Source organism: Qipengyuania sp. ABI-127-1 (assembly GCA_022953095.1).
Classification (GTDB): Bacteria; Pseudomonadota; Alphaproteobacteria; order Sphingomonadales; family Sphingomonadaceae; genus Qipengyuania.
The window spans coordinates 353,824-373,637 of the sequence record JALJCR010000002.1; the positions used below are offsets into that span (position 1 = coordinate 353,824).

Annotated in this window: 26 protein-coding genes; 17 read left to right on the forward strand and 9 right to left on the reverse strand. The window is 62.4% G+C overall.

What is annotated here, in order from left to right; all coding sequences use genetic code 11:
• Nucleotides 1–2: 2 nt before the first annotated feature.
• Genes ruvX through pyrE form a run of 7 tightly spaced genes read right to left on the reverse strand, consistent with a single transcriptional unit; the run spans nt 3 to nt 5,441 of the window.
• The gene (gene ruvX, locus MUY37_RS11145; RefSeq protein WP_499195434.1) at nt 3–491 is read right to left on the reverse strand and encodes a Holliday junction resolvase RuvX; all 489 of its coding nucleotides are present in this window, start codon (nt 489–491) and stop codon (nt 3–5) included.
• Entirely contained in the window at nt 467–1,711 is a 1,245-nt protein-coding gene (locus MUY37_RS11150) for a DUF3089 domain-containing protein (protein ID WP_499195435.1), read from the reverse strand. The genes ruvX and MUY37_RS11150 overlap by 25 nt, the downstream gene beginning before the upstream one ends.
• Nucleotides 1,701–2,813 (reverse strand): AI-2E family transporter, encoded by a 1,113-nt coding sequence (locus tag MUY37_RS11155; RefSeq protein WP_499195436.1) that lies wholly within the window; start codon nt 2,811–2,813, stop codon nt 1,701–1,703. The genes MUY37_RS11150 and MUY37_RS11155 overlap by 11 nt, the downstream gene beginning before the upstream one ends.
• Nucleotides 2,814–2,852: 39 nt before the next feature.
• Nucleotides 2,853–3,764 (reverse strand): signal peptidase I, encoded by a 912-nt coding sequence (gene lepB / locus MUY37_RS11160; protein WP_499195437.1) that lies wholly within the window; start codon nt 3,762–3,764, stop codon nt 2,853–2,855.
• Nucleotides 3,722–4,123, reverse strand: a complete 402-nt coding sequence (gene acpS / locus MUY37_RS11165; protein WP_499195438.1) for a holo-ACP synthase — start codon at nt 4,121–4,123, stop codon at nt 3,722–3,724. The genes lepB and acpS overlap by 43 nt, the downstream gene beginning before the upstream one ends.
• On the reverse strand, nt 4,120–4,863 hold the full coding sequence (locus MUY37_RS11170; protein ID WP_499195439.1) for a pyridoxine 5'-phosphate synthase: 744 nt from the start codon (nt 4,861–4,863) through the stop codon (nt 4,120–4,122). Before MUY37_RS11170 ends, acpS begins: the two co-directional genes overlap by 4 nt.
• On the reverse strand, nt 4,860–5,441 hold the full coding sequence (pyrE, locus tag MUY37_RS11175) for an orotate phosphoribosyltransferase (RefSeq protein WP_499195440.1): 582 nt from the start codon (nt 5,439–5,441) through the stop codon (nt 4,860–4,862). Before pyrE ends, MUY37_RS11170 begins: the two co-directional genes overlap by 4 nt.
• A gap of 213 nt (nt 5,442–5,654) precedes the next feature.
• On the opposite strand from pyrE, the gene coxB reads away from it, so the two are divergent.
• The 14 genes from coxB to MUY37_RS11245 all read left to right on the forward strand — a co-directional run bounded on the left by coxB (nt 5,655) and on the right by MUY37_RS11245 (nt 16,474).
• Nucleotides 5,655–6,719, forward strand: coding sequence for a cytochrome c oxidase subunit II (gene coxB, locus MUY37_RS11180; RefSeq protein ID WP_499195441.1), 1,065 nt, complete (start codon nt 5,655–5,657; stop codon nt 6,717–6,719).
• Nucleotides 6,720–6,749: 30 nt separating this feature from the next.
• Nucleotides 6,750–8,459 (forward strand): cytochrome c oxidase subunit I, encoded by a 1,710-nt coding sequence (gene ctaD, locus MUY37_RS11185; RefSeq protein ID WP_499195442.1) that lies wholly within the window; start codon nt 6,750–6,752, stop codon nt 8,457–8,459.
• A gap of 79 nt (nt 8,460–8,538) precedes the next feature.
• Complete coding sequence (locus MUY37_RS11190) at nt 8,539–9,498, forward strand: alpha/beta fold hydrolase (protein ID WP_499195443.1); 960 nt, start codon at nt 8,539–8,541, stop codon at nt 9,496–9,498.
• A 23-nt stretch (nt 9,499–9,521) separates the two neighbouring features.
• A complete protein-coding gene (locus MUY37_RS11195; RefSeq protein WP_499195444.1) occupies nt 9,522–10,436 on the forward strand; it encodes a heme o synthase in 915 nt (304 codons plus the stop codon).
• Nucleotides 10,433–10,555 carry a cytochrome c oxidase system small membrane protein gene (locus MUY37_RS11200; RefSeq protein ID WP_499195445.1) on the forward strand — a complete coding sequence of 41 codons (123 nt, stop codon included), beginning with the start codon at nt 10,433–10,435 and terminating at the stop codon, nt 10,553–10,555. The genes MUY37_RS11195 and MUY37_RS11200 overlap by 4 nt, the downstream gene beginning before the upstream one ends.
• Nucleotides 10,556–10,562: 7 nt before the next feature.
• On the forward strand, nt 10,563–11,135 hold the full coding sequence (locus tag MUY37_RS11205; protein WP_499195446.1) for a cytochrome c oxidase assembly protein: 573 nt from the start codon (nt 10,563–10,565) through the stop codon (nt 11,133–11,135).
• A 66-nt stretch (nt 11,136–11,201) separates the two neighbouring features.
• Nucleotides 11,202–12,023 carry a cytochrome c oxidase subunit 3 gene (locus MUY37_RS11210; protein ID WP_499195447.1) on the forward strand — a complete coding sequence of 274 codons (822 nt, stop codon included), beginning with the start codon at nt 11,202–11,204 and terminating at the stop codon, nt 12,021–12,023.
• Nucleotides 12,024–12,127: 104 nt separating this feature from the next.
• Entirely contained in the window at nt 12,128–12,412 is a 285-nt protein-coding gene (locus tag MUY37_RS11215; protein WP_499195448.1) for a DUF983 domain-containing protein, read from the forward strand.
• Nucleotides 12,413–12,985 (forward strand): SURF1 family cytochrome oxidase biogenesis protein, encoded by a 573-nt coding sequence (locus MUY37_RS11220; RefSeq protein WP_499195449.1) that lies wholly within the window; start codon nt 12,413–12,415, stop codon nt 12,983–12,985.
• Nucleotides 12,986–13,035: 50 nt separating this feature from the next.
• Nucleotides 13,036–14,427, forward strand: coding sequence for a threonine synthase (gene thrC, locus MUY37_RS11225; RefSeq protein WP_499195450.1), 1,392 nt, complete (start codon nt 13,036–13,038; stop codon nt 14,425–14,427).
• A gap of 43 nt (nt 14,428–14,470) precedes the next feature.
• Nucleotides 14,471–15,361, forward strand: coding sequence for an RsmD family RNA methyltransferase (locus MUY37_RS11230; RefSeq protein WP_499195451.1), 891 nt, complete (start codon nt 14,471–14,473; stop codon nt 15,359–15,361).
• Nucleotides 15,362–15,371: 10 nt separating this feature from the next.
• Nucleotides 15,372–15,746 (forward strand): dihydroneopterin aldolase, encoded by a 375-nt coding sequence (locus MUY37_RS11235; RefSeq protein WP_499195452.1) that lies wholly within the window; start codon nt 15,372–15,374, stop codon nt 15,744–15,746.
• A complete protein-coding gene (locus MUY37_RS11240) occupies nt 15,743–16,042 on the forward strand; it encodes a Rossmann fold domain-containing protein (RefSeq protein ID WP_499195453.1) in 300 nt (99 codons plus the stop codon). Before MUY37_RS11235 ends, MUY37_RS11240 begins: the two co-directional genes overlap by 4 nt.
• Before the next feature lie 207 nt (nt 16,043–16,249).
• Nucleotides 16,250–16,474 (forward strand): hypothetical protein, encoded by a 225-nt coding sequence (locus MUY37_RS11245; RefSeq protein ID WP_499195454.1) that lies wholly within the window; start codon nt 16,250–16,252, stop codon nt 16,472–16,474.
• A gap of 73 nt (nt 16,475–16,547) precedes the next feature.
• Here the strand turns inward: MUY37_RS11245 and MUY37_RS11250 are convergent, their stop codons facing one another.
• Nucleotides 16,548–17,066: a hypothetical protein gene (locus MUY37_RS11250; RefSeq protein WP_499195455.1), complete on the reverse strand. Its 519-nt coding sequence runs from the start codon at nt 17,064–17,066 to the stop codon at nt 16,548–16,550.
• A 202-nt stretch (nt 17,067–17,268) separates the two neighbouring features.
• Here MUY37_RS11250 and rplU point away from each other — a divergent pair, with 202 nt between their 5' ends.
• From rplU to MUY37_RS11265, 3 genes are all read left to right on the forward strand, one after another.
• On the forward strand, nt 17,269–17,727 hold the full coding sequence (gene rplU / locus MUY37_RS11255) for a 50S ribosomal protein L21 (RefSeq protein ID WP_499195456.1): 459 nt from the start codon (nt 17,269–17,271) through the stop codon (nt 17,725–17,727).
• 12 nt (nt 17,728–17,739) lie between these two features.
• Complete coding sequence (gene rpmA / locus MUY37_RS11260; protein ID WP_067673038.1) at nt 17,740–18,009, forward strand: 50S ribosomal protein L27; 270 nt, start codon at nt 17,740–17,742, stop codon at nt 18,007–18,009.
• A 208-nt stretch (nt 18,010–18,217) separates the two neighbouring features.
• Complete coding sequence (locus tag MUY37_RS11265; RefSeq protein WP_499195457.1) at nt 18,218–18,763, forward strand: GNAT family N-acetyltransferase; 546 nt, start codon at nt 18,218–18,220, stop codon at nt 18,761–18,763.
• Nucleotides 18,764–18,823: 60 nt separating this feature from the next.
• Here MUY37_RS11265 and MUY37_RS11270 read toward each other — a convergent pair whose 3' ends face one another.
• Nucleotides 18,824–19,702, reverse strand: coding sequence for a metal-dependent hydrolase (locus MUY37_RS11270; RefSeq protein ID WP_499195458.1), 879 nt, complete (start codon nt 19,700–19,702; stop codon nt 18,824–18,826).
• Nucleotides 19,703–19,814: the final 112 nt, after the last annotated feature.

Here is a 19,814-nt window from a genome sequence, read left to right on the forward strand (position 1 = left end):
GACTAGAACCCACCGCCAGCCAGCGTGTCTATCGCACCTTGGAGGATGATCGCTGCCGCATGACTGTCGATCTTCTCTGCGCGTTTGGCGCGGCTCATATCCTGCCCGAGCATGGCGGCTTCGGCGCTGGCAGTGGACCAGCGTTCGTCCCATAGCAGCACCGGCAACGAAAGCGCCTTGGCGAGGTTTTTGGCATAGGCGCGGCTCGCCTGCGCGCGCGGCCCTTCGCTGCCATCCATGTTACGCGGCAGGCCGAGGACGATGCCTTTGATCGATCGTTCATCAACGATCACGCGCAAGGCACCGACATCCTTGGTGAATTTGCTGCGCGGCACGGTTTTTCCCGCAGTGGCATAGCGCCATCCGGCATCGCATGTGGCGACTCCGATGGTTTTGGTGCCGAGATCGAGCGCTAGCAGCGCGCCGCCTTCGGGCAGCGTATCGCCATAGACCAGCGCGTTGTCAGTTACGATGCCCGTGCTCTCGTCCATGCCTTCACTCGCGCGACGACATCGTCCTGAAGGTTCTTCCAGAACAACGGAATGTCGTAAACGTGGTAATTGCCACCCGGCAGAACGCCTTCCCCCAGCTCGGGCGGATCGCCGATCCTCAGCAGCCCCCGATCGTCGCAGCGGGCAGGCACCGCACCGGCGACCAGTTCGGCGGTCGCAAGATTGCTGCTTGGAACAAGCGTACCGAGATTGCGCGAGGCCGCTGCCGAACCGCCCGCCGTGCCGGTCAGGGGATTCACGCAGACGATGGGATCGTCCACCCCCCGCGGTTTTCCGTCGAGGCCTGGAATGGCGCTGTAGCGGCGCAGAAGCTGGCCCGCATCGCCATCATCGGCAAAGCTGGCATAGGCGATCAGGCAGGCGGACTGGTTGGGCGCGGCGCAGGCGGGCAGGGGTAGGGCGGGCAAATCATGCTCGACCGAAATCGGCCAGCCCGGGGCATAAACGGCAGCGATCCGATCCTGCAGCGGTGTGCCCGCTACTTTCTCGCGCAACAAGCGCAACACATGGGTTGAGCCCTGACTATGCCCGGCAAGCACGATCGGTTTGTCCGGACCCACGCTCGTCAAGAAATAGTCGAAGGCCTGCGCGACATCGGCATAGGCCGCGTCGATGGCCTTGGTGGCATCGGCCTTGTCGGTCAGGAAGGCGCCCACGGCGGCCTGTCGGTATTTGGGTGCCCACAGTTCTTCCGCACGGTTGAAGGGGCTGGCAAGCCCGCGCAGGAAAACGGCGGCAAGGCGGTCGGTGTCCGCATCGTTCAATGCGGCGTTCCAATCGCCCAAGGCGCCCTTGGTATAGCTGGTCGGCGGTACGAAAAAGACCACGAACCTGGGCAGCGTATCGCTATCCGCCGCTTCCCCGCTGCGCGAACCGGTGGTGGCGAGCGGATCGGGAGCGTCCAGGCTTCGTTCGGCCGCTGGCGCGTCGGGCGAGGCTTCGCGTTCGGCCGGGTCGGGTGCGCTTTCCGCGATGGCGGGCTGATAGCGCGCCGGATCGCTGGTCCCGATTCCCGGGCGCGAATACCACATGCCCGGGTCCTGATAGGCGTTGGCCGCCAACGGTTCCTGTTCGACGAATTCGCCGCGAGGGACAAAGGCGATTTCCGTCGCTTCGCGCGACCAGATCGATAGCGCGATCCCGCCGACGATGACCAGAACGATACAGACTGCAATAAAATACAAGAATTTACGCGCCATTTTTGGCACCTTCTCTTAGCTGCTCTTCGCTCGCCTGCTCAGCCCGCCTTTCGAGCGCAACTTTTAGCATGGCCAGAAGCGGATCGGCCAGGAAGAGGCCGAGAATACCGAACAGAATACCCATGATAAGCTGGAAGGCGAGAACCAGCGCGGGGGCTAGATCGACCGTTTTCTTGGCGATCATCGGGATCACCACGTAACCGTCGAAATTCTGGACGAAGAGATAGACGAAGATGGTGTAAACGCCCATCTCGACGCCGCCGGAAAAGCCGACGAGCACCATCAACACGCCCGAGATGATCGCGCCGAGATTGGGGACGAAGGCAAGGAGACCGGTCAGGATTGCCAACAGCGCCGCCATGGGCACGGCTCCGATACCGATCAGCGGCGCGACGATCGCCAGCATGATGTACGTGAACACCGCTTCGACCACCATGCCCAGCAGGCGACCCGCCATCAGGCGCCGCATCGTCTGGCCCATCCGCTCGGCGGTTTCGTAAAAGCGACCGCGTTGCTGGCGTGGCAGCATCCACGCGACCCCGCGCTCATACAACTGCGGGTCGATCGCGACATAGACCCCGATAACGAGGATGAGGACTATGGTTGCCACCCCGCCCAGAATCCCGCCCAATGCGCGGGTGACGGTGCTTATGCCGCTACCGATGCTGCCCAGATAGTTCTGCAGATGGTCCTGATCGATCTGGAAGCCCTGGCTCCCGGCCCAGGCGAAGAGTTCTTCGAGCTGCCGTTCGATGATGGCAGGCAGTTGCGCTGCTTCCTGCGAGATCGTGGCGCCCGCGAAATAGCCGAGCCACAGCAGGAAACCCACGGTCCCCGCCAGCACGATCGCTACCCGCCAGCTCCGTCCGATATGAAGTATACGGCCGAGCAAGCGCGCCCCGCCATCGATCATCGAGGCGAAGACCATGGCCCCGAAAATGACCAGTAAGGGCCGCGCAATCCACACGGCGAGCGCGACGGTGCCAACCACCGCGACCCAGACCATGGCCCGCGACACCTCCAGCCGGATGCGGGGATCGTTGATGCGCGAAGGGCTGGTGCCGAGGTCCCGGTCCTGAGTGTCCTGTTTCTCGTCGACCATCTATGCCCTTTCCATCAGGACCCAGGTTCTATCAGGAACCTAGCGTTCGGAAACGGAATTTCGTTCCACGACGGCGGGGCGCAGGGTCGACCAGGCACGGCCTTCGCGCAGACTCGTCCACCAGCTAATGGGGTTGAGCGAGGTCGTCCCGTCCAGCGAAAAGGTGATGAACTCGGCACGTCCACCGATATTTTCCAGCGGGATGGGTCCCAGCAGGCCTCGCGGATGATCGAGTTCGCGGCTGTCGGCCGAATGATCGCGATTGTCGCCCATCACGAAAACGTGATCTTCCGGAACCGTGATCTCGGCGAAATTGTCGAGTGCCTGGTTTTGGTGGTCGATGACAAGATAGGTCGCCCCGTTGGGAAGAGTTTCGCGCAGGACGGGTACGCGGCACACACGCTTGCCGTCTTCGCGCGCCCGGAAATCGTCGAAGCCGAAACCGTCGCAGCGCGAATTGGCATCGAGCGGCAGGTCGATGGCCGGTTCCACCCTCTGTTCCACCGGCGTACCGTTCAGGATGATCTGGCCGTTGCTGACCGCAATCCGATCGCCCGGGAGGGCGACGACGCGCTTGATGTAATCCTCGTCGCGTTGCGGATGCACGGGAATGACGATGTCGCCATACTCCGGCGTCGATCCGGCAATACGCCAATCCCCGCGCGGGGCCAGGTGGAAGCTGATCGAGCTCCAGTTCCAGCCATACGGATATTTGCTCACCACCAGCCGGTCGCCGACCAGCAGGTTGGGCATCATCGATTCAGACGGGATGTAGAAGGGTTTGGCAATGAAGCTGTGAAAGGCGAAGACCGCCAGCAGCATTAGGGCAAGGCCGCGGATTTCCGCGATCCAGTCGACCTTTTCGTCGGATTTCTTGGATTTCTTGTTCACTGCCGTGGCGCCGGTGGTCACTGGGGTATGGCCTCGATTATGACGTAGGCCTGTGCCCATGGATGATCGTCGGTGAGGGTGAGATGAATGCGGGCTTCATGGCCGTGCGGTACCATTTCCGCAAGCACGATTGCCGCGCCGCCGGTCAGCGCCAGGGTTGGCGCGCCGGACCGGGCGTTGACCACGCCGATATCCTTCATGAAGACGCCGCGCCGGAAGCCGGTACCCACAGCCTTCGAGAACGCTTCCTTGGCGGCAAAGCGCTTGGCATAGGTACCCGCAATGGTGAATGGGCGGCGCCGCGCCTTGGCGCGTTCGATATCGGTAAAGACGCGATTCTCGAAACGCTCACCGAAACGGTCGAGCGAGTTTTGGATCCGCTCGATATTGCACAGGTCGGAGCCTAGGCCGATAATCATGCGCGCGCCTCGTCCATCAGTTCGCGCATCCGCCGGACCGCCGCTTCCAGCCCGACGAAGACTGCCTCGCCGACCAGATAGTGGCCGATGTTCAATTCGGCCAGTTCGGGGATGGCGGCAATCGGTGTGACGTTCTCATAGGTGAGGCCGTGGCCTGCGTGGGGTTCGATACCCATTTCGCGCGCGAGCTTCGACATGGCTGCAATCCGTTCGATCTCGCGCTCCTCGCGCGCGTTATCCCCGTCGAGCCCGGCATGGGCGTATTCACCGGTGTGGAATTCCACCACCGGCACGCCAAGTTGCCCGGCGGCCTCGAGCTGGCGTTCGTGGGCCTCGATGAACAGGCTGACGCGAATGCCATTGTCTCGCAATTTCCACACGATGGGCGCGAGCGTATTGTGCAGGCCCGCCGCATCCAGCCCGCCCTCGGTGGTCCGCTCCTCGCGCTTCTCGGGCACGATGCACGCAGCGTGCGGTTTGTGGGACAGGGCAATCGCCAGCATTTCCTCGGTCGCCGCCATTTCGAGGTTGAGCGGGAGGTCGGTCGCGGCCTGAATACGCTGGAGATCGGCGTCGCGAATATGCCGACGGTCTTCGCGCAGATGCGCGGTGATGCCATCGCCGCCCACCGCGGCCACGATTTCCGCCGCCCGCACCGGATCGGGATGATCGCCTCCGCGCGCGTTGCGGATGGTGGCGACGTGGTCGATATTGACCCCAAGGCGAAGGGGCGTGCTCAAGCCTTGCGGCTCCCGGGCTTGGTCACTTCGATGGCGGCCAGGTCTTCGGGCAACTCATCCTCGGCATAGGTGGGGAAAGTGATCTCGACCAGCGGGAAAAAAGGAACGCCGAGATCGGCGGAACCGTTGCTGCGGTCGACGAGGGCTACTTCGGCAATGGCCTCGCCGCCTTCGCGCCCGACAGCCGCAATTGCTTCTCGGCTTGAAAGGCCTGTGGTAACCACGTCCTCCACCATCAAAACCTTGGCACCGGGTTCGAGTCGAAAACCCCGGCGCAAGTGAAACTCGCCCTCGGGCCGTTCGAGAAACATGGCATCCTTGCCCAGCGCGCGGCCCATTTCCTGACCGATGATGATGCCGCCCATGGCCGGGCTGACGACGACATCGATCCGGCTGCGGATGTCGCGCGGGATTTTCTGTGCGAGCGCGAAGGCCAATCGACCGGCACGCTCGGGGTTCATCAGCACGCGCGCGCATTGTAAATAATGTCCGCTGTGTTGTCCGCTGGAAAGCTTGAAGTGGCCTTCGAGCAGGGCTTCGCTGGCGCGAAATTCGGAGAGGATTTCTTCTTCTGTCATGGCGCTAGCGTCCAAAGCGCCTCGCGCACGATAGCGCAAGAGGCAAAGCTGCATGCACATTTTTATCCGCCACCCGCTTGAGGCATTGGCAAAGCCTGCCTATAGGGCGGGCGCAATCGGGTCCTTTGTCAGGGGGCGCGTCCCGCCGCGCACGCGGGATTCGCGAAAGTGGCGGGCCCGGAACGAGACACGACACGAAAGAGTGCCAAGACGATGAAAATTCTCGGCTCCCTCAACGGGTTCCACCGGATTGTAGCCAGCCTTGCGATGGCGGCGATGCTGGCTTTTGGCGCGCAGGGCGCAATGGCGCAGGATGCCGCCGAAGCGACAGCGACCGAGCAGCTCGAACAGATCGATCCCGCAGAAGCGGCCGATGTGGCCGATCCCGATGCGGTCGCTGCGGGTTCGGGGGCTTACACGCCGATGAAGCCCACCGAAGGCAAGGGCATGCCGGTTGCCGGCGGTATCGACGTGCAGCAGCAGTTCTCGCCCATCGGGCACCAGGCCAATGCGCTCCATATCGGCCTGGTCTGGGTCATGGTGCTGATCAGCCTCTTCGTGCTGGCGCTGTTCGTGTGGGTCATCCTCAAGTACAACAAGCGCGCCAATCCGGTGCCTTCGAAGACCAGCCACAACACGCTGATCGAGGTTGTCTGGACCGTCGTACCGGCACTGATCCTGCTCGGTATCGCCGTGCCGTCGATCGGGCTGCTCAGCGCTCAGTACAAGTCGCCCCCCAAGGATGCGATCACCGTCAAGGCGATCGGCTATCAGTGGTACTGGGGCTATGCCTATCCCGACAATGGCGATTTCGAGATCGTCTCGAACATGTTGACCAAGGAAGAAGCGGAAGCGCGCGGCGAACCGCATCAACTGGCAGTGGACAACCGGATGGTCGTTCCCGCCGGCGTGCCGATCCGCTTTCAGACGACTGCGGCCGACGTGATTCACTCCTTCGCCGTCCCCAGCCTGTGGTTCAAGCTCGACGCGATCCCGGGACGTCTGAACGAAAAGCTGCTCATGATCGAAGAGCCGGGCGTTTATTACGGCCAGTGTTCGGAACTGTGCGGCGCGCGTCACGGCTACATGCCGATCGCGATCGAGGCACTGCCGATGGATCAGTACAACGCCTGGGTCCTGGCGCAGGGCGGCACGATCGCCGGCGCCGACGAAGCGGGCATGGAAGCCGATCCGTCGGCTGTTCCGCTTCAGGATCCCGAAAGCGCTGCGCCTGGCGCAGCGGGTGCGGGCGCTCCCCCCGTCGCCCCCACCGCATAAGATTTACGATTAGCTCGAGAGTATAGCACGATGGCAACCACCGCCGACAGCTTCCAGGCTCACACCGACGACCACGCGCACGACGCCGACCACAAGCCCGGCTTCTTCGCGCGCTGGTTCATGTCCACCAACCACAAGGACATCGGCACGCTCTACCTGATCTTCGCGATCATGGCGGGTATCGTGGGCGGTGCCATTTCCGGCATCATGCGCATGGAGCTGGCGGAGCCCGGCATCCAGTATCTCCAGTGGTGGGCCGAATTCATGGGCGGAACGCCCGATTTCGACACTTCGCTGCATATGTGGAACGTGTTCATCACCGCCCACGGCCTGATCATGGTCTTCTTCATGGTCATGCCCGCGATGATCGGCGGCTTCGGCAACTGGTTCGTCCCGCTGATGATCGGTGCGCCGGACATGGCGTTCCCGCGCATGAACAATATTTCGTTCTGGTTGACCGTTGCGGGCTTCGTTTCGCTGCTGTTCTCGCTGTTCGTGCCGGGCGGTACGGGTCCGGGCGCGGGCGTTGGCTGGACGGTTTATGCGCCGCTTTCGACGACCGGTTCGACCGGTCCGGCAGTCGACTTCGCGATCTTCTCGCTCCACCTTGCGGGTGCGGGTTCGATCCTGGGGGCGACCAACTTCATCACCACCATCTTCAACATGCGCGCGCCGGGCATGACCCTGCACAAGATGCCGCTGTTCGTGTGGTCGGTGCTGGTCACCGCCTTCCTGTTGCTGCTGGCCCTGCCGGTCCTTGCCGCGGCGATCACCATGCTGATCACCGACCGTAATTTTGGTACGACCTTCTTCGATCCGGCCGGTGGCGGCGATCCCGTCCTCTACCAGCACCTGTTCTGGTTCTTCGGCCACCCGGAAGTCTACATCATGATCCTGCCGGGCTTCGGCATGATCTCGCAGATCGTCTCGACCTTCAGCCGCAAGCCGGTGTTCGGCTATCTCGGCATGGCCTACGCCATGGTCGCAATCGGCGTCGTCGGCTTCGTCGTGTGGGCGCACCACATGTACACGGTGGGCCTCGACGTGAACACGAAGATGTATTTCACTGCGGCGACCATGGTCATTGCCGTCCCGACCGGCGTCAAGATCTTTAGCTGGATTGCGACGATGTGGGGCGGCTCGATCGAGTTCAAATCACCCATGGTATGGGCCATCGGCATGATCTTCCTGTTTACCGTGGGCGGCGTGACCGGCGTCTACCTCGCCAATGGCGGCGTCGACGACGTGGTCCACGACACCTATTTCGTGGTGGCGCACTTCCACTACGTTCTGTCGATGGGTGCGGTGTTCTCCATGTTCGCCGGCTTCTACTACTGGTTCCCGAAGATGAGCGGTCGGATGCACTCCGAACTGCTTTCGCATCTGCACTTCTGGGGCTTTTTCATCGGCGTGAACGTGCTGTTCTTCCCGCAGCACTTCCTGGGGCTGCAGGGTATGCCGCGCCGTTATCCGGACTATGCCGATGCCTATGCCTACTGGAACGAAATCAGCTCGTTCGGCTACACCATCATGGCGCTGTCGATGATCTTCTTCTTCGTGAACATCGTCTACGCTTTCGTGGCTGGTAAGAAGGCTGCCGACAATCCGTGGGGCGAAGGTGCGACTACGCTCGAATGGACGTTGTCGAGCCCGCCGCCATTCCACCAGTTCGAAACGCTCCCCGTGATCGAGGACCACCACACGGCTCACGATCACATGAGCAAACCGGCCACGGCCTGAACGCCAAGGCACTGGACAGATGAGAACGGCCGGTCCCATGGTGGACCGGTCGTTTTCTTTTGTCCGGAGCGTCCGTCCAATGCCTGAAATGCGTACCATCGATACTGGCGAGGTGAGCCTGCGCTGTGCAGTCGAGGGCGAAGGCCCGCTCGTCATCATGGTCCATGGATTTCCGGAAAGCTGGTATTCCTGGCGCCATCAAATCGAACCGATCGCGGGGGCCGGTTTTACCGCCTGCGCCATCGATGTGCGCGGCTATGGCGGGTCGGACAAGCCGCAGCCGGTCGAGGCCTACGCAATGGAGCGGATCGTCGGCGATCTGGTCGGCTTGCGGCAGGCGCTTTCGCCCGATGGGCCTGCGATCCTGATCGGTCACGACTGGGGGGCGCCGATAGTGTGGAATTCGGCGCTAACCCATCCTGCGGACTTCCGGGCAGTCGCCGGCCTATCGGTGCCTTTCGCGGGTGTGCCCCAGCGCCCGTTCACCGAGGTCTTTCACGAACATTTCACCTCGCAGGGGCGTTTTTTCTACCAGGAGTACTTTCAGAAGCCCGGCGTCGCGGACGCCGAAGCGGAAAAAGACCCGCGCGATTTCATCCAGCGCATGATGTATTCGATCTGCGGCGATGTGCCCCCCGGCGATTACTGGGACAAACCCTATGGCGCGACCTTCCTTGAGGGGCTGCCCGATCCTGCCCCGGTCTCGTGGCTGAACGAAGACGATCTCGATTTCTATGAAGCCGAATTCCAGCAGTCCGGTTTTCGCGGACCGCTCAACCGCTATCGCAATCACGAGGTGGATTACGAATGGCTGCAGGGCTGGGCGGGGAAACGCATCGAGCAGCCCGCTCTGTTCATCGGCGGCACGCGCGACCCCGCGACCTTCCTGTTCGGCGCTGTCGAGGACCCGATAGCGCTGGTGAAAATGTTCGCGCCAGAGGCCGAAGGGCATATTCTAGAGGGTGTCGGCCACTGGACGCAGCAGGAGCGGCCCGATGCGGTGAATCGCATCCTGATTGACTGGCTAAACCGCATCTGAAGCCCTATATGGCGCTCGATTCCATGACTCAGGCAGTTCCTACCCAGCTCCCCGCCGAATGGCGTGATTTCTTCGCGTTGACCAAGCCGCGCGTGATGAGCCTGGTGATCTTCACCGGCCTGTGCGGCCTTTTGGCTGCTCCCGGCAGTATCCATCCCGTGCTCGGCTTCACCGCCATCCTGTGCATCGCGCTCGGCGCGGGCGGGGCGGCGGCGCTCAACCAGTGGTGGGAGGCGGATATCGACGCGGGCATGAAGCGCACCGCAGCCAGGCCGCTGCCCGCAGGGCGCATGAACCGCACCGATGCGCGCGATTTCGGCGTGCTGATCTCGGCGGCTTCTGTCGTCATCATGGGACTGGGCGTGAACTGGCTGGCTGCGGCGATCCTGGCCCTGTCGATCTTCTACTATGCGGTCATCTACACGATCTGGCTCAAGCCGCGCACGCCGCAGAATATCGTTATCGGCGGCGGGGCGGGGGCTTTCCCGCCGGTGATCGGGTGGGTCGCGGTGACAGGCGACATCACGCTGATGCCGGTGCTGCTGTTTCTCATCATCTTCATGTGGACCCCGCCGCATTTCTGGGCGCTCGCCCTGTTCGTGAAGACCGATTACGCCAATGTCGGGATCCCGATGATGCCGGTCGTGAAGGGCGAGAGATCGACCCGCCGCCAGATCCTGGTTTATGCCGTTTTGTTGGTGCCGATCGCCGCCGCGCCGTGGTTTATCGGCGGGACGAGCTACGTCTATGGCGTTTCCTCGCTTGCGCTGACGTTCGCCTTTCTGGCGCTTTCGTTTCCGGTGGCTTTCCGCCAGACCGGCGAGAACGATACGATGAAACCGGAAAAGCGCTTGTTTGCTTTCAGCATCGCCTACCTGTTCGCGCTTTTCGCCGCGCTGGTCGTGGACCGTATGCTGGCCTATCAGGGATGGATATGATGACCCCCGAAGAAGAAGCCGAATTCAAACGCCGCCAGAAGAGCCGGAACCTCGTGGTTGGTGGCATCCTGCTGTTTCTCGCGATCCTTTTCTACGTTATCACCATCGCCCGGATGTGAGGATTTCATGACGGCCGCGACTCTCGAAACCCGCAAGAATCGTACCGCGCTGCTGGCTTTCGGCGGCGCACTCGCCATGCTCGGTCTCGGCTATGCCGCCGTCCCGCTTTACGAACTGTTCTGTCAGGTCACAGGCTTCGGCGGGACAACCCAGCGTGCAAGCGAAAGCGACGCTGCCGTGGCCGAACGTCTGGGCGCCAGCGCGGGCGGCAGGACGATCTCGATCCGGTTCGATGGGACCACGGCAGGCGATGTCCCCTGGAGCTTTCGCCCCGAACAGGTGACCGACACTGTCACGATCGGCCAGCGCGACATGGCGATCTATCTGGCGAAAAACAATTCGGACGAGACCATTACCGGCACCGCCACTTTCAATGTCGAGCCCGAGCAGGCGGGCGCCTATTTCAACAAGATCCAGTGCTTCTGCTTTACCGAGCAGGTGCTTGAACCGGGGCAGGAGGTGCGCATGCCCGTGCTCTATTTCGTCGATCCGAAGGCGCTCGACGATCCGAATATGGAGGGCGTGGAGCAGATCACGCTCTCCTATACTTTCCACCGGGCTCTGGATTCTGCCGAGTAGCCCCTAGACCCGCGCGCCATGGCGCATTAAGGGCACCCGCAAAGCGAAACCCAGGACGCGAGTACTATGGCTGGCAACGTCAATCACGAATATCACATTCTCGAACCCGATATCTGGCCGCTGATCGGCTCGATTTCGGCGCTCACCTTCACCAGCGGCATGGTGCTCTACATGCACGAAATGGCCAGCGGGCATCTCGTGCTCGGCCTCGGCATCGCCGGCCTGATCGCCACTTTTTTCGCTTGGTTCGGCAATATCGTGAAGGAAGCGGAGCGCGGGGATCACACGCCGATCGTCCAGCTCCACATGCGCTACGGCATGATTCTCTTCATCGCGTCTGAAGTGATGTTCTTCGTCGGCTGGTTCTGGAGCTGGTTCGATTTCGCGCTGTTCCCCAGCGAGATTTCCGACGTCGTCGGCGGGGTCTTCCCGCCGCAGGCGATCGAAGCGGTGATTGATCCGTTCGGCCTTCCGCTGCTCAATACGCTGATCCTGCTGTGTTCCGGCACCACCGTAACCTGGGCACACCATTCGTTGATCCACGGGGATCGTGAAGGCCTCAAGAAGGGCCTGTGGCTGACGATCATCCTCGGTGTGATCTTCACCGCGATCCAGGCCTATGAATACGCCCATGCGCCGTTCGCTTTCGGTGGCAACACCTACAGCTCGGCCTTCTACATGGCGACCGGCTTTCACGGTTTCCATGTCCTCGTCGGCACGATCTTCCTGATCGTCTGTCTGGTGCGCGCCTATAAGGGCCACTTCACCCCGCGCCAGCATTTCGGTTTCGAAGCCGCTGCGTGGTACTGGCACTTCGTCGACGTCGTGTGGCTGTTCCTCTTCGTCACCGTCTATGTCTGGGGCGGCTGGGGCGCTGCCGTCCACTGATGCCTTCCGACAGGCCTGAAACACGCGAAGGGCAGCCCGGTATCGCCGAGGCTGCCCTTCTTGGTTTGTGCCCTCGCTGCGGGGCGAAGACGATGTTTGCCGGCATGCTGGCCTTTTCGGAACGGTGCCGCGCTTGCGGCCTCGACTATTCGCGTTTCAATGTCGGAGACGGGCCTGCGGCGCTGGTGACGCTTGCCGTGGGTACGATCACCGTCGCGCTGGCCGTTTGGGTGGAGTTGTCGCTGGAACCGGCCTGGTGGGTGCATGCGCTTCTCTGGGTTCCGCTCACCTTCGCGCTGGTGATCGGCGGGTTGCGCGTGACCAAGGCATGGCTGCTCGCCAGCGAATTCCTCAACGATGCCCGCGAGGCGGGCAGCAGGGATCTGTAAATGCGCATTCCGTTGATACCGACCGTGATCGTGGCGGCGGCGATCGCGACGATGATTGCGCTGGGCTTCTGGCAATTGGGCCGAATGGACGAGAAAGCAGCGCTTATCGCCCGGGCCGAGCAATCTCTGGCCATGTCGTCGGAGGTTGGATATCCCCGCGATCCCGATGCCCTGGAGGATTTCCTCTACCGGCGCACGACGATCGAATGCGTTGAAATCGAGGGCGTCACCACAGTGGCGGGCACCAGCCAGCGGGGCGAGAAGGGCGTGGCGCAGCGGGCAACCTGTTCGCTTGCCGATGGCACGAGGCTGCGGATCGATCTGGGATTCTCGCGCAATCCAGCACCGGTGGACTGGGCCGGGGGTGCGGTTCGCGGGACTATTGCCCCGGGTGGCAGGATCGTCGCCGCCGAAAGCGTTGCGGGTCTTGAATTGCTTGCTCCGCCCGATCCGCGCGATCTGCCAAATAATCACCTCGCCTATGCCGGTCAGTGGTTCTTTTTCGCGTTGACCGCGCTGGTGATCTACGTCCTCGCGCTGCGCCGCCGCTCGACCCGCGCTAGGGCGGATTAAAGAGCCGCTTGCTTGCCCGCGCCCCTGCGCCCCGCTAACCGCCTTTTCCGATGAAGTACGTCTCAACTCGCGGCAGCGCGCCCGCGCTCGATTTCGCCGGTGTCACGCTGGCTGGCCTGGCCAGCGATGGCGGCTTGTATGTGCCCGAAGAATGGCCGCAATTCTCGCACGACGAGATCGCGGCGATGCGCGGCCTGCCCTATGCCGAACTGGCGGCGCGGGTGATGCAGCCCTTTGTGAGCGACTGCCTAAGCCCCGACCGTCTGCGCGAGCTTACGGCGAAGGCCTATGGCCGGTTTGCCCATGCGGCGGTCACCCCGCTCACCCAGCTCGACGAACGGCAATGGCTGCTCGAACTCTTCCATGGGCCGACCCTGGCGTTCAAGGATGTCGCGCTGCAACTGCTCGGCCTGCTGTTCGAGGAGTTCCTCGAGCGCGAAAATGGCAGCCTGACAATCGTCGGGGCGACCAGCGGCGATACGGGTAGCGCGGCGATCGATGCCGTGGCTGGGCTCGACCGCGTCGAGATTTTCATGCTTCACCCCAAAGGCCGCGTAAGCGATGTCCAGCGCCGCCAGATGACCACGGTGCGTGCGCCCAACGTCCACAATATCGCCATCGACGGATCGTTCGACGATGCGCAGGCGATGGTGAAGCGAATTTTTACCGATCGCGACGTTACCGCAAAGCATCGCATCGGCGCGGTCAACTCGATCAATTGGGCGCGGCTGATGGCACAGGTGGTCTATTACTTCGCCGCGTCGCTCCAACTGGGCGCGCCGGAACGTAAACTGGCCTTCAGCGTGCCGACGGGCAATTTCGGCGATGTCTTCGCAGGGCATGTGGCCGCGCGCATGGGCTTGCCGGTCGAGCGGCTGATCGTGGCGACCAATGTCAACGACATCCTCCACCGTGCCCTGTCGGCGGGCGACTATTCTACCGGAAGTGTCACGCCCACTGCCGCGCCGAGCATGGACATTCAGGTAAGTTCGAATTTCGAGCGCCTGTTGTACGACGTCGGCGGGCGCGATGGCGCGGCCATGGCGGAACAGATGCGTGGCTTTGAAGCCGAGAGGGCGATGCGCCTTACCAATGCGCAGCAGGAAGGCGCCTCTGCCCTATTTACCAGCATGCGCGCCGACGAGAACGATATGGCGCGTGCGATGCGCTGGGCCTGCGAAAATTGCGCGGAGATCGTCGATCCGCACACTGCGATCGGCCTGCATGCCGCGCGCGAAAGCGATTTGCCGCCTGACGTGTCCACCGTCACGCTGGCGACCGCGCATCCGGCGAAATTTCCGGACGCGGTGGAGCGCGCCACAGGTACGCGCCCCGCGCTTCCGACACGAGTGGGTGATCTGTTCGCGCGCGAAGAGGCCTATACCGAACTGCCCGGCACCTATGAGGCGGTGCGCGACCATATCCTGGATCACGCGTCGTGAGCCAATGCGCAACCAACTCCCTTGCCCTTGGGGAGGGGAGATAATGGCCGAACTGCGCCGCAATCCTGTCCTGATGATAGGCGAGGGCTGGGATGCCTATCGCCTGCTCGACAGCGGGCATGGCCGCAAGTTGGAAGCGTATGGTCCCTACCGCTTCATCCGGCCCGAACCGCAGGCCATGTGGTCGCCCCGGCTGGAGCAATGGGATGCGCATGGCGAATTCGTCCCCGGCAGTGACGAGGATGGCGGCGGGCGCTGGCACTATTCCAAACCGGTTTCTGACGATGGGTGGGAGCTTGGCTGGGGCGAGGAGGCGCGCTTCACCGCCCAGTGCACACCGTTTCGTCATCTGGGCTTCTTTCCCGATATGGCGCCGGTGTGGGACTGGATGGGTAACCAGCTCGAAGGCTGCACCGACGCCGAAACCATGAATCTGTTCGGCTATACCGGTGTCGGCACGCAGGCGCTGTCGCGCTTCGGGCGCGTGACCCATGTCGATGCGAGCAAGAAGTCGGTCGGCCAGGCGCGCGAGAACGCGGCGCTGGCGGGCCTCGAAAATCGGCCGATTCGCTGGCTGGTCGAGGATGCCGTGAAATACACCGCGCGCGAAGTTCGCCGCCGGAGGCGGTACGATGGAATCATTCTCGATCCGCCCAAATTCGGACGCGGCCCGGATGGCGAGGTCTGGCGGCTGGAAGAGGGTCTGCCCGGGCTCGTTTCCGATTGTCGCCAGTTGCTCGATGCCGACAGCCGGTTTCTCTTCCTTACCGTTTATGCCGTGCGGATGAGCAGCCTCGCGCTGGCGGGCCTGCTCAATGAGGTCTGCGAAGGGCTTCCCGGCACGATCGAGCATGGCGACCTTGCCGTGCAAGAGGACGAATCGCGCCGACTGCTCCCGACCGCGATCTTCGCGCGCTGGTCGAATCCGCGCTAAAGCGCCCGCAATGAACGATTCGCTGATCCTCGAAGTGGCCGATTTCGAGCACGACGTGCTCACCGGCATTTATTCCGAAGAAACCGGCCGCCCCCAGCCGCTGCGCTTTACCATTCAGGTGCGGATGAAACCGCTCGACCACTACGATGCGGATACACCGCTCGACGATTCGAAGAACTACATGGATCTGAAGTTCGCCGCGTCCGATGCCTTGCCTGAGGGCGTGCATTTCAAATTGATCGAAGCGGTGGCCGACCACGTCTGCGAAACCCTGTTCCTGCAAGACAAGCGCGTCGAGGCGGTAACGGTAAAAATCGTCAAGCTGGCAATTGCCGAGGCGGGTGAGAAGATCGGCATCACCCTCCACCGCGAGCGCCGCGAATGAAACGTATTTCGGTCGACGGATTGCCCGACGACCCGCTCGCCGCCGCGGGTGTTTTTCACCAACATTGGCTGGCCCATGTCGAAGGCAGGCTGACAGCGGGAGAGGATGTCTTGCTTCTCCTGCCACCGACAGATCACGGCCATCGCGAATGGCGGCTGGCGATCGTCGCGGGGCTGGCGCGCAAGCACGCGCCCCGGCGGATCAATATGGTTGCCGGCCAAGGAGAAGCCGTAGACGCTACCGAAGCGTATCTTGTCGGCGCGCCCGGGATTACCGGTCAGTATCTCGAAATCTGAGCCACGAGCGCACACTGCTTCGGACCTGCGGAGCAGCGCTCTCGAGGCCGACGATGATGCGATGCGCGACCGGATATCGGTTGCGGGTTCCTGAAGGAGGATCGCGACCGCTGCGATCCGGCATGGTGGAAAAACGGTTCTTGTTGATCGGGATCAAGGACCGTGTCCGGGCTTCGGCGCATCCATTGGAACGCAAAGGAGCTGACCATGTCGAAGCGCCTCACCCGTGAACTTGTTGCCAGGCACGCCGTCGCCGCGTGCGAGGTGGAGCGCGGGTTCGATTTGCCGAGGTGGCTCTATATCATGACGGTGGCACTTTATCTGGCCTTCCTCGCCATGATGGCGGCGGGGCTATCCATATCAGAACCGATTTTTCCGGGGTTCGTCTTGGACTGGGGTCTCTCTGAAAGGACGATTGCCGCGTTGACCTGAGCGCGCGGCAAGCCGGGGGGAAGCGCGGAACCGGGCAACCGGTTCCGCGCTTTTTCGTTTGCTCCTCCGCCTGCTAGCGAATTTGCGCGCGCAATCGCTCGAGTACCGCGTCTTCCTCGGCCACCAGCGCAATCACGACATTACGGGCGGCCTCAATGGCCTCGGCGTCCTGCGCCTGCACACGCGCGGCGGTATAGAGGATGTCGAGGTCGCCCAGCGCGACAGCCGAATTGCTGCGTGCCGAATCGAGATCGGCCAGCGCAACCTGCGCTGCCGCCCAGCTGTCGCTCCCTATGCTGCTGCCGACTGCGGCCCCCACCATGCGTTCTGCATCCGGCACCGCGCCGAAGAAATCGGCATGTGAGCTGCGGACCTGCCCGACCAGAGCCGCGAGCCGCGTGTCGAGGTCGCCCGTGAGATCGGTTTCCACCTCGGGAACGTCGAGCGTTCGCCCCGGTACCGGCTGGAAGGTGCCTTCGGCGCGCTCTACGTCGCGAACTGCGAGCGAGGGATAGCGATCCGAGGCGGTACCGGCGCATCCGGCGAGCAACGAAGCACATAAGGGGGCGACAATAAGCTTGCGATCGATCATCGTGCCCTCCATATCACGACCTCCGCAGCGCGCCAGCGAGGATGCAATTTTCCTCTTGGCAAGCGTTGACTTGGCCCCGCCTTTCGCTTAACGGCACGCTTCTTTCCGGGGCTGCCATAGGCGGCCAGACGGGCGCGCCGTTTATTCGCAAGAGTTCGTCTTGTGGGTTAGGGCACAGCAATTTGAACGAGAGATACGTACCATGTTCGCAGTAGTGCGCACGGGCGGCAAGCAGTACCGGGTTGCCGCCGGAGACAAGATCGCGGTTGAGAAGCTGGCTGGTGAAGCCGGCGATACCATTACGCTGGGCGACGTCCTGCTCGCAGGCGAAGGCGACACGCTTTCGGATGCCGGCAAGGTCACCGTTTCGGCGGAGATCATTGCGCAGGCAAAGAGCGAGAAGGTCGTCGTTTTCAAGAAGCGCCGCCGCCACAATTATCGCCGCAAGAACGGCCACCGTCAGCAGATGACCCTGCTCCGCATCACCGATGTCGGCAGTGGCACGGCCAAAAAGGCCGCGCCGAAGAAGGAAGCTGCTCCGAAGGCCGATGCCGCGGAGAAGAAGGCTGCTCCGAAGAAGGAAGCCGCCGAGAAGAAGGCTCCGGCCAAAAAGGCAGCGCCCAAGAAGGCCGCCGCCAAAAAGACCGAAGACAAGAAGTAAGGAGCACGGACGATGGCACATAAAAAAGCAGGCGGTTCGTCGCGCAACGGTCGTGATTCGGCCGGTCGTCGCCTTGGTGTGAAGAAGTTCGGCAGCGAGAACGTCGTCGCCGGGAACATCATTGTGCGCCAGCGCGGCACCAAGTTCTATCCGGGCACCAATGTCGGCATGGGCAAGGATCACACCCTGTTCGCCCTTACCGACGGTATTGTGCGCTTCCACAAGGGCAAGCTCGACCGAAAGTTCGTCTCGGTCGACATGATGGCCGAAGCCGCCGAATAACCGGACGCTCCGATAACGGGATCGTCCAAACGGGACGGTCCCAGCCGGGTCCATGATCCGGCAACCGAAGAGGGAGATGGGGCCAACCCGTCTCCCTCTTGTCGTTTCTCCCTCTTCGATTTCGCTGGCGAAACCTTGTTTCGTCATCACGCAATTGTCACGCGTCCGGCCTAGGAGCCCGGAGCGTGGATCCAAGGGGAGAATACCGATGTTCCATGTAACCGAGAGGCTGCTGTTGCGGCCTGCCTGGCCCGAAGATGCGGATGCGCTGTTCGGTGGCATTGCCGACGAAGCCATCGTGCGCAATCTTGCCCGTGCGCCCTGGCCCTATCTCCCCAAACATGCGCGTGAATTCGTCATGCAGGCGCAGGACCCGCACTTTCCGCGCTTCCTGATTACGCTGCCCACCCAGTCGGGATCGGAAGTGATCGGGTGCATTGGCATCCATCCAATGGGCAATGGCGATGTTGAGTTAGGCTATTGGGTTGCCCGTCACCGCTGGGGGCACGGCTTTGCGAGCGAGGCCGCGCGCGGTGTGCTGGACGTGGCAAAGCTGCTCGGTCACACGCGGATCGTGGCGGGGCACTTCATCGACAATCCCGCTTCGGGGCGCGTCTTGCGCAAAATCGGCTTCGTACCGACAGGCAAGGTCGCCAAGCGGCATAGCTGCGGCCGTGGCGAAGATGCCGACTGCGCGCTCTATCGGCTCGATCTTGACGACAATGCCGCCATCGCTCCGCAAATGGCGGCGTGAACAAAGCAAAAGGCCCCGCCGGCGATGTGCTGGCGGGGCCTTATCCTCTTTGAAGGCCGCTTACTCCGCAGGCATCAAGGCGTCTTCGAAATCGCCTTCATAGAGCTTGATGAGCTTGCGATCGTCATGGTCCCACGGATGGAAGCCGGGCTTGAAGTAAGCCAGCCATGCGGGGAAAATGCGGCGGACCACGCCAGGGCTCACGGTCAGGTACTTGAACAGGCCCCATTTGGCTTTCCAGCCGGTGATACCATCCTGTTTCAACAGTTCGAGCGAATCGGTCCAACGGTTCTTGAAGAAGCGCGCGGTAACGCTGATCATCACCAGGCTGCGAACCTTCCACCGCTTCCAGCCCGACCAGCCCCGCGTGGCGTGAAGCCATGTGTCATAGGCGACGCCCTTATGTTCGATTTCCTCGGCCGCATGCCAGCGCCACATGTCGCGCACTTCGGGATCGGCCTCGGCGAAATGCTTTGGATTGGCGAGAAATTCGGCAGCCATCATCGCGGTGTAGTGTTCCAGCGCCATGGTCACGGCCAGATTGGCGATCGCCGGGCGATCCTTGGTTAGCGCAAGCATTTCGGCCACGCGCGCATCGATGGCCTTGATGTCGTAACCGGCATCTTCGGCCAGGCGATTGAAGGCGATATGCTCGCGCGTGTGGTTGATTTCCTGTTTGATGAAGGCGCGAATTTCGGCCTCGAGCTTGGGGTCGGCGCCTTCGCGATGTGCCTTGACCGCTTCGATGAAGAAGGCCTCGCCCCGCGGGAAGGTCGCCGAAAGCGCATTGTGCCAGGCCGTGCCGAACGGCTCGCCCGCCCACCAACGGCGCGGGCTGGTGCTGCGGTTGAAACGTTCATCGCGTACAGTGATCGTCAGGTCGGCCGGTGTCGGCGCGGCTTTACGAACGGTGGTATCGATCGAAACAGGGGCGTTCATCATGGGCTCCGCTGAATTAACTTACATCAGTGTAAGTAAGCACTACTTACACCACTGTCAATAAAAAGTGGCGGTGGCTTTCCAGCACCGGATCGATGGGCTAGTCCTCCCG

What these genes read in the sequence shown, in the direction of transcription:
- MUY37_RS11205 (WP_499195446.1), top strand. Translation starts at nt 10,563, where the DNA reads ATGACGGCCGCGACTCTCGAAACCCGCAAGAATCGTACCGCGCTGCTG.
- MUY37_RS11200 (WP_499195445.1), top strand. Translation starts at nt 10,433, where the DNA reads ATGATGACCCCCGAAGAAGAAGCCGAATTCAAACGCCGCCAGAAGAGC.
- pyrE (WP_499195440.1), bottom strand. Translation starts at nt 5,441, where the DNA reads ATGACAGAAGAAGAAATCCTCTCCGAATTTCGCGCCAGCGAAGCCCTG.
- MUY37_RS11265 (WP_499195457.1), top strand. Translation starts at nt 18,218, where the DNA reads ATGTTCCATGTAACCGAGAGGCTGCTGTTGCGGCCTGCCTGGCCCGAA.
- MUY37_RS11235 (WP_499195452.1), top strand. Translation starts at nt 15,372, where the DNA reads ATGAACGATTCGCTGATCCTCGAAGTGGCCGATTTCGAGCACGACGTG.
- ruvX (WP_499195434.1), bottom strand. Translation starts at nt 491, where the DNA reads ATGGACGAGAGCACGGGCATCGTAACTGACAACGCGCTGGTCTATGGC.
- MUY37_RS11150 (WP_499195435.1), bottom strand. Translation starts at nt 1,711, where the DNA reads ATGGCGCGTAAATTCTTGTATTTTATTGCAGTCTGTATCGTTCTGGTC.
- MUY37_RS11270 (WP_499195458.1), bottom strand. Translation starts at nt 19,702, where the DNA reads ATGAACGCCCCTGTTTCGATCGATACCACCGTTCGTAAAGCCGCGCCG.
- MUY37_RS11190 (WP_499195443.1), top strand. Translation starts at nt 8,539, where the DNA reads ATGCCTGAAATGCGTACCATCGATACTGGCGAGGTGAGCCTGCGCTGT.
- MUY37_RS11155 (WP_499195436.1), bottom strand. Translation starts at nt 2,813, where the DNA reads ATGGTCGACGAGAAACAGGACACTCAGGACCGGGACCTCGGCACCAGC.
- MUY37_RS11250 (WP_499195455.1), bottom strand. Translation starts at nt 17,066, where the DNA reads ATGATCGATCGCAAGCTTATTGTCGCCCCCTTATGTGCTTCGTTGCTC.
- rplU (WP_499195456.1), top strand. Translation starts at nt 17,269, where the DNA reads ATGTTCGCAGTAGTGCGCACGGGCGGCAAGCAGTACCGGGTTGCCGCC.
- coxB (WP_499195441.1), top strand. Translation starts at nt 5,655, where the DNA reads ATGAAAATTCTCGGCTCCCTCAACGGGTTCCACCGGATTGTAGCCAGC.
- MUY37_RS11195 (WP_499195444.1), top strand. Translation starts at nt 9,522, where the DNA reads ATGACTCAGGCAGTTCCTACCCAGCTCCCCGCCGAATGGCGTGATTTC.
- MUY37_RS11240 (WP_499195453.1), top strand. Translation starts at nt 15,743, where the DNA reads ATGAAACGTATTTCGGTCGACGGATTGCCCGACGACCCGCTCGCCGCC.
- MUY37_RS11215 (WP_499195448.1), top strand. Translation starts at nt 12,128, where the DNA reads ATGCTGGCCTTTTCGGAACGGTGCCGCGCTTGCGGCCTCGACTATTCG.
- MUY37_RS11230 (WP_499195451.1), top strand. Translation starts at nt 14,471, where the DNA reads ATGGCCGAACTGCGCCGCAATCCTGTCCTGATGATAGGCGAGGGCTGG.
- ctaD (WP_499195442.1), top strand. Translation starts at nt 6,750, where the DNA reads ATGGCAACCACCGCCGACAGCTTCCAGGCTCACACCGACGACCACGCG.
- thrC (WP_499195450.1), top strand. Translation starts at nt 13,036, where the DNA reads ATGAAGTACGTCTCAACTCGCGGCAGCGCGCCCGCGCTCGATTTCGCC.
- acpS (WP_499195438.1), bottom strand. Translation starts at nt 4,123, where the DNA reads ATGATTATCGGCCTAGGCTCCGACCTGTGCAATATCGAGCGGATCCAA.
- lepB (WP_499195437.1), bottom strand. Translation starts at nt 3,764, where the DNA reads ATGGGCACAGGCCTACGTCATAATCGAGGCCATACCCCAGTGACCACC.
- rpmA (WP_067673038.1), top strand. Translation starts at nt 17,740, where the DNA reads ATGGCACATAAAAAAGCAGGCGGTTCGTCGCGCAACGGTCGTGATTCG.
- MUY37_RS11210 (WP_499195447.1), top strand. Translation starts at nt 11,202, where the DNA reads ATGGCTGGCAACGTCAATCACGAATATCACATTCTCGAACCCGATATC.
- MUY37_RS11245 (WP_499195454.1), top strand. Translation starts at nt 16,250, where the DNA reads ATGTCGAAGCGCCTCACCCGTGAACTTGTTGCCAGGCACGCCGTCGCC.
- MUY37_RS11220 (WP_499195449.1), top strand. Translation starts at nt 12,413, where the DNA reads ATGCGCATTCCGTTGATACCGACCGTGATCGTGGCGGCGGCGATCGCG.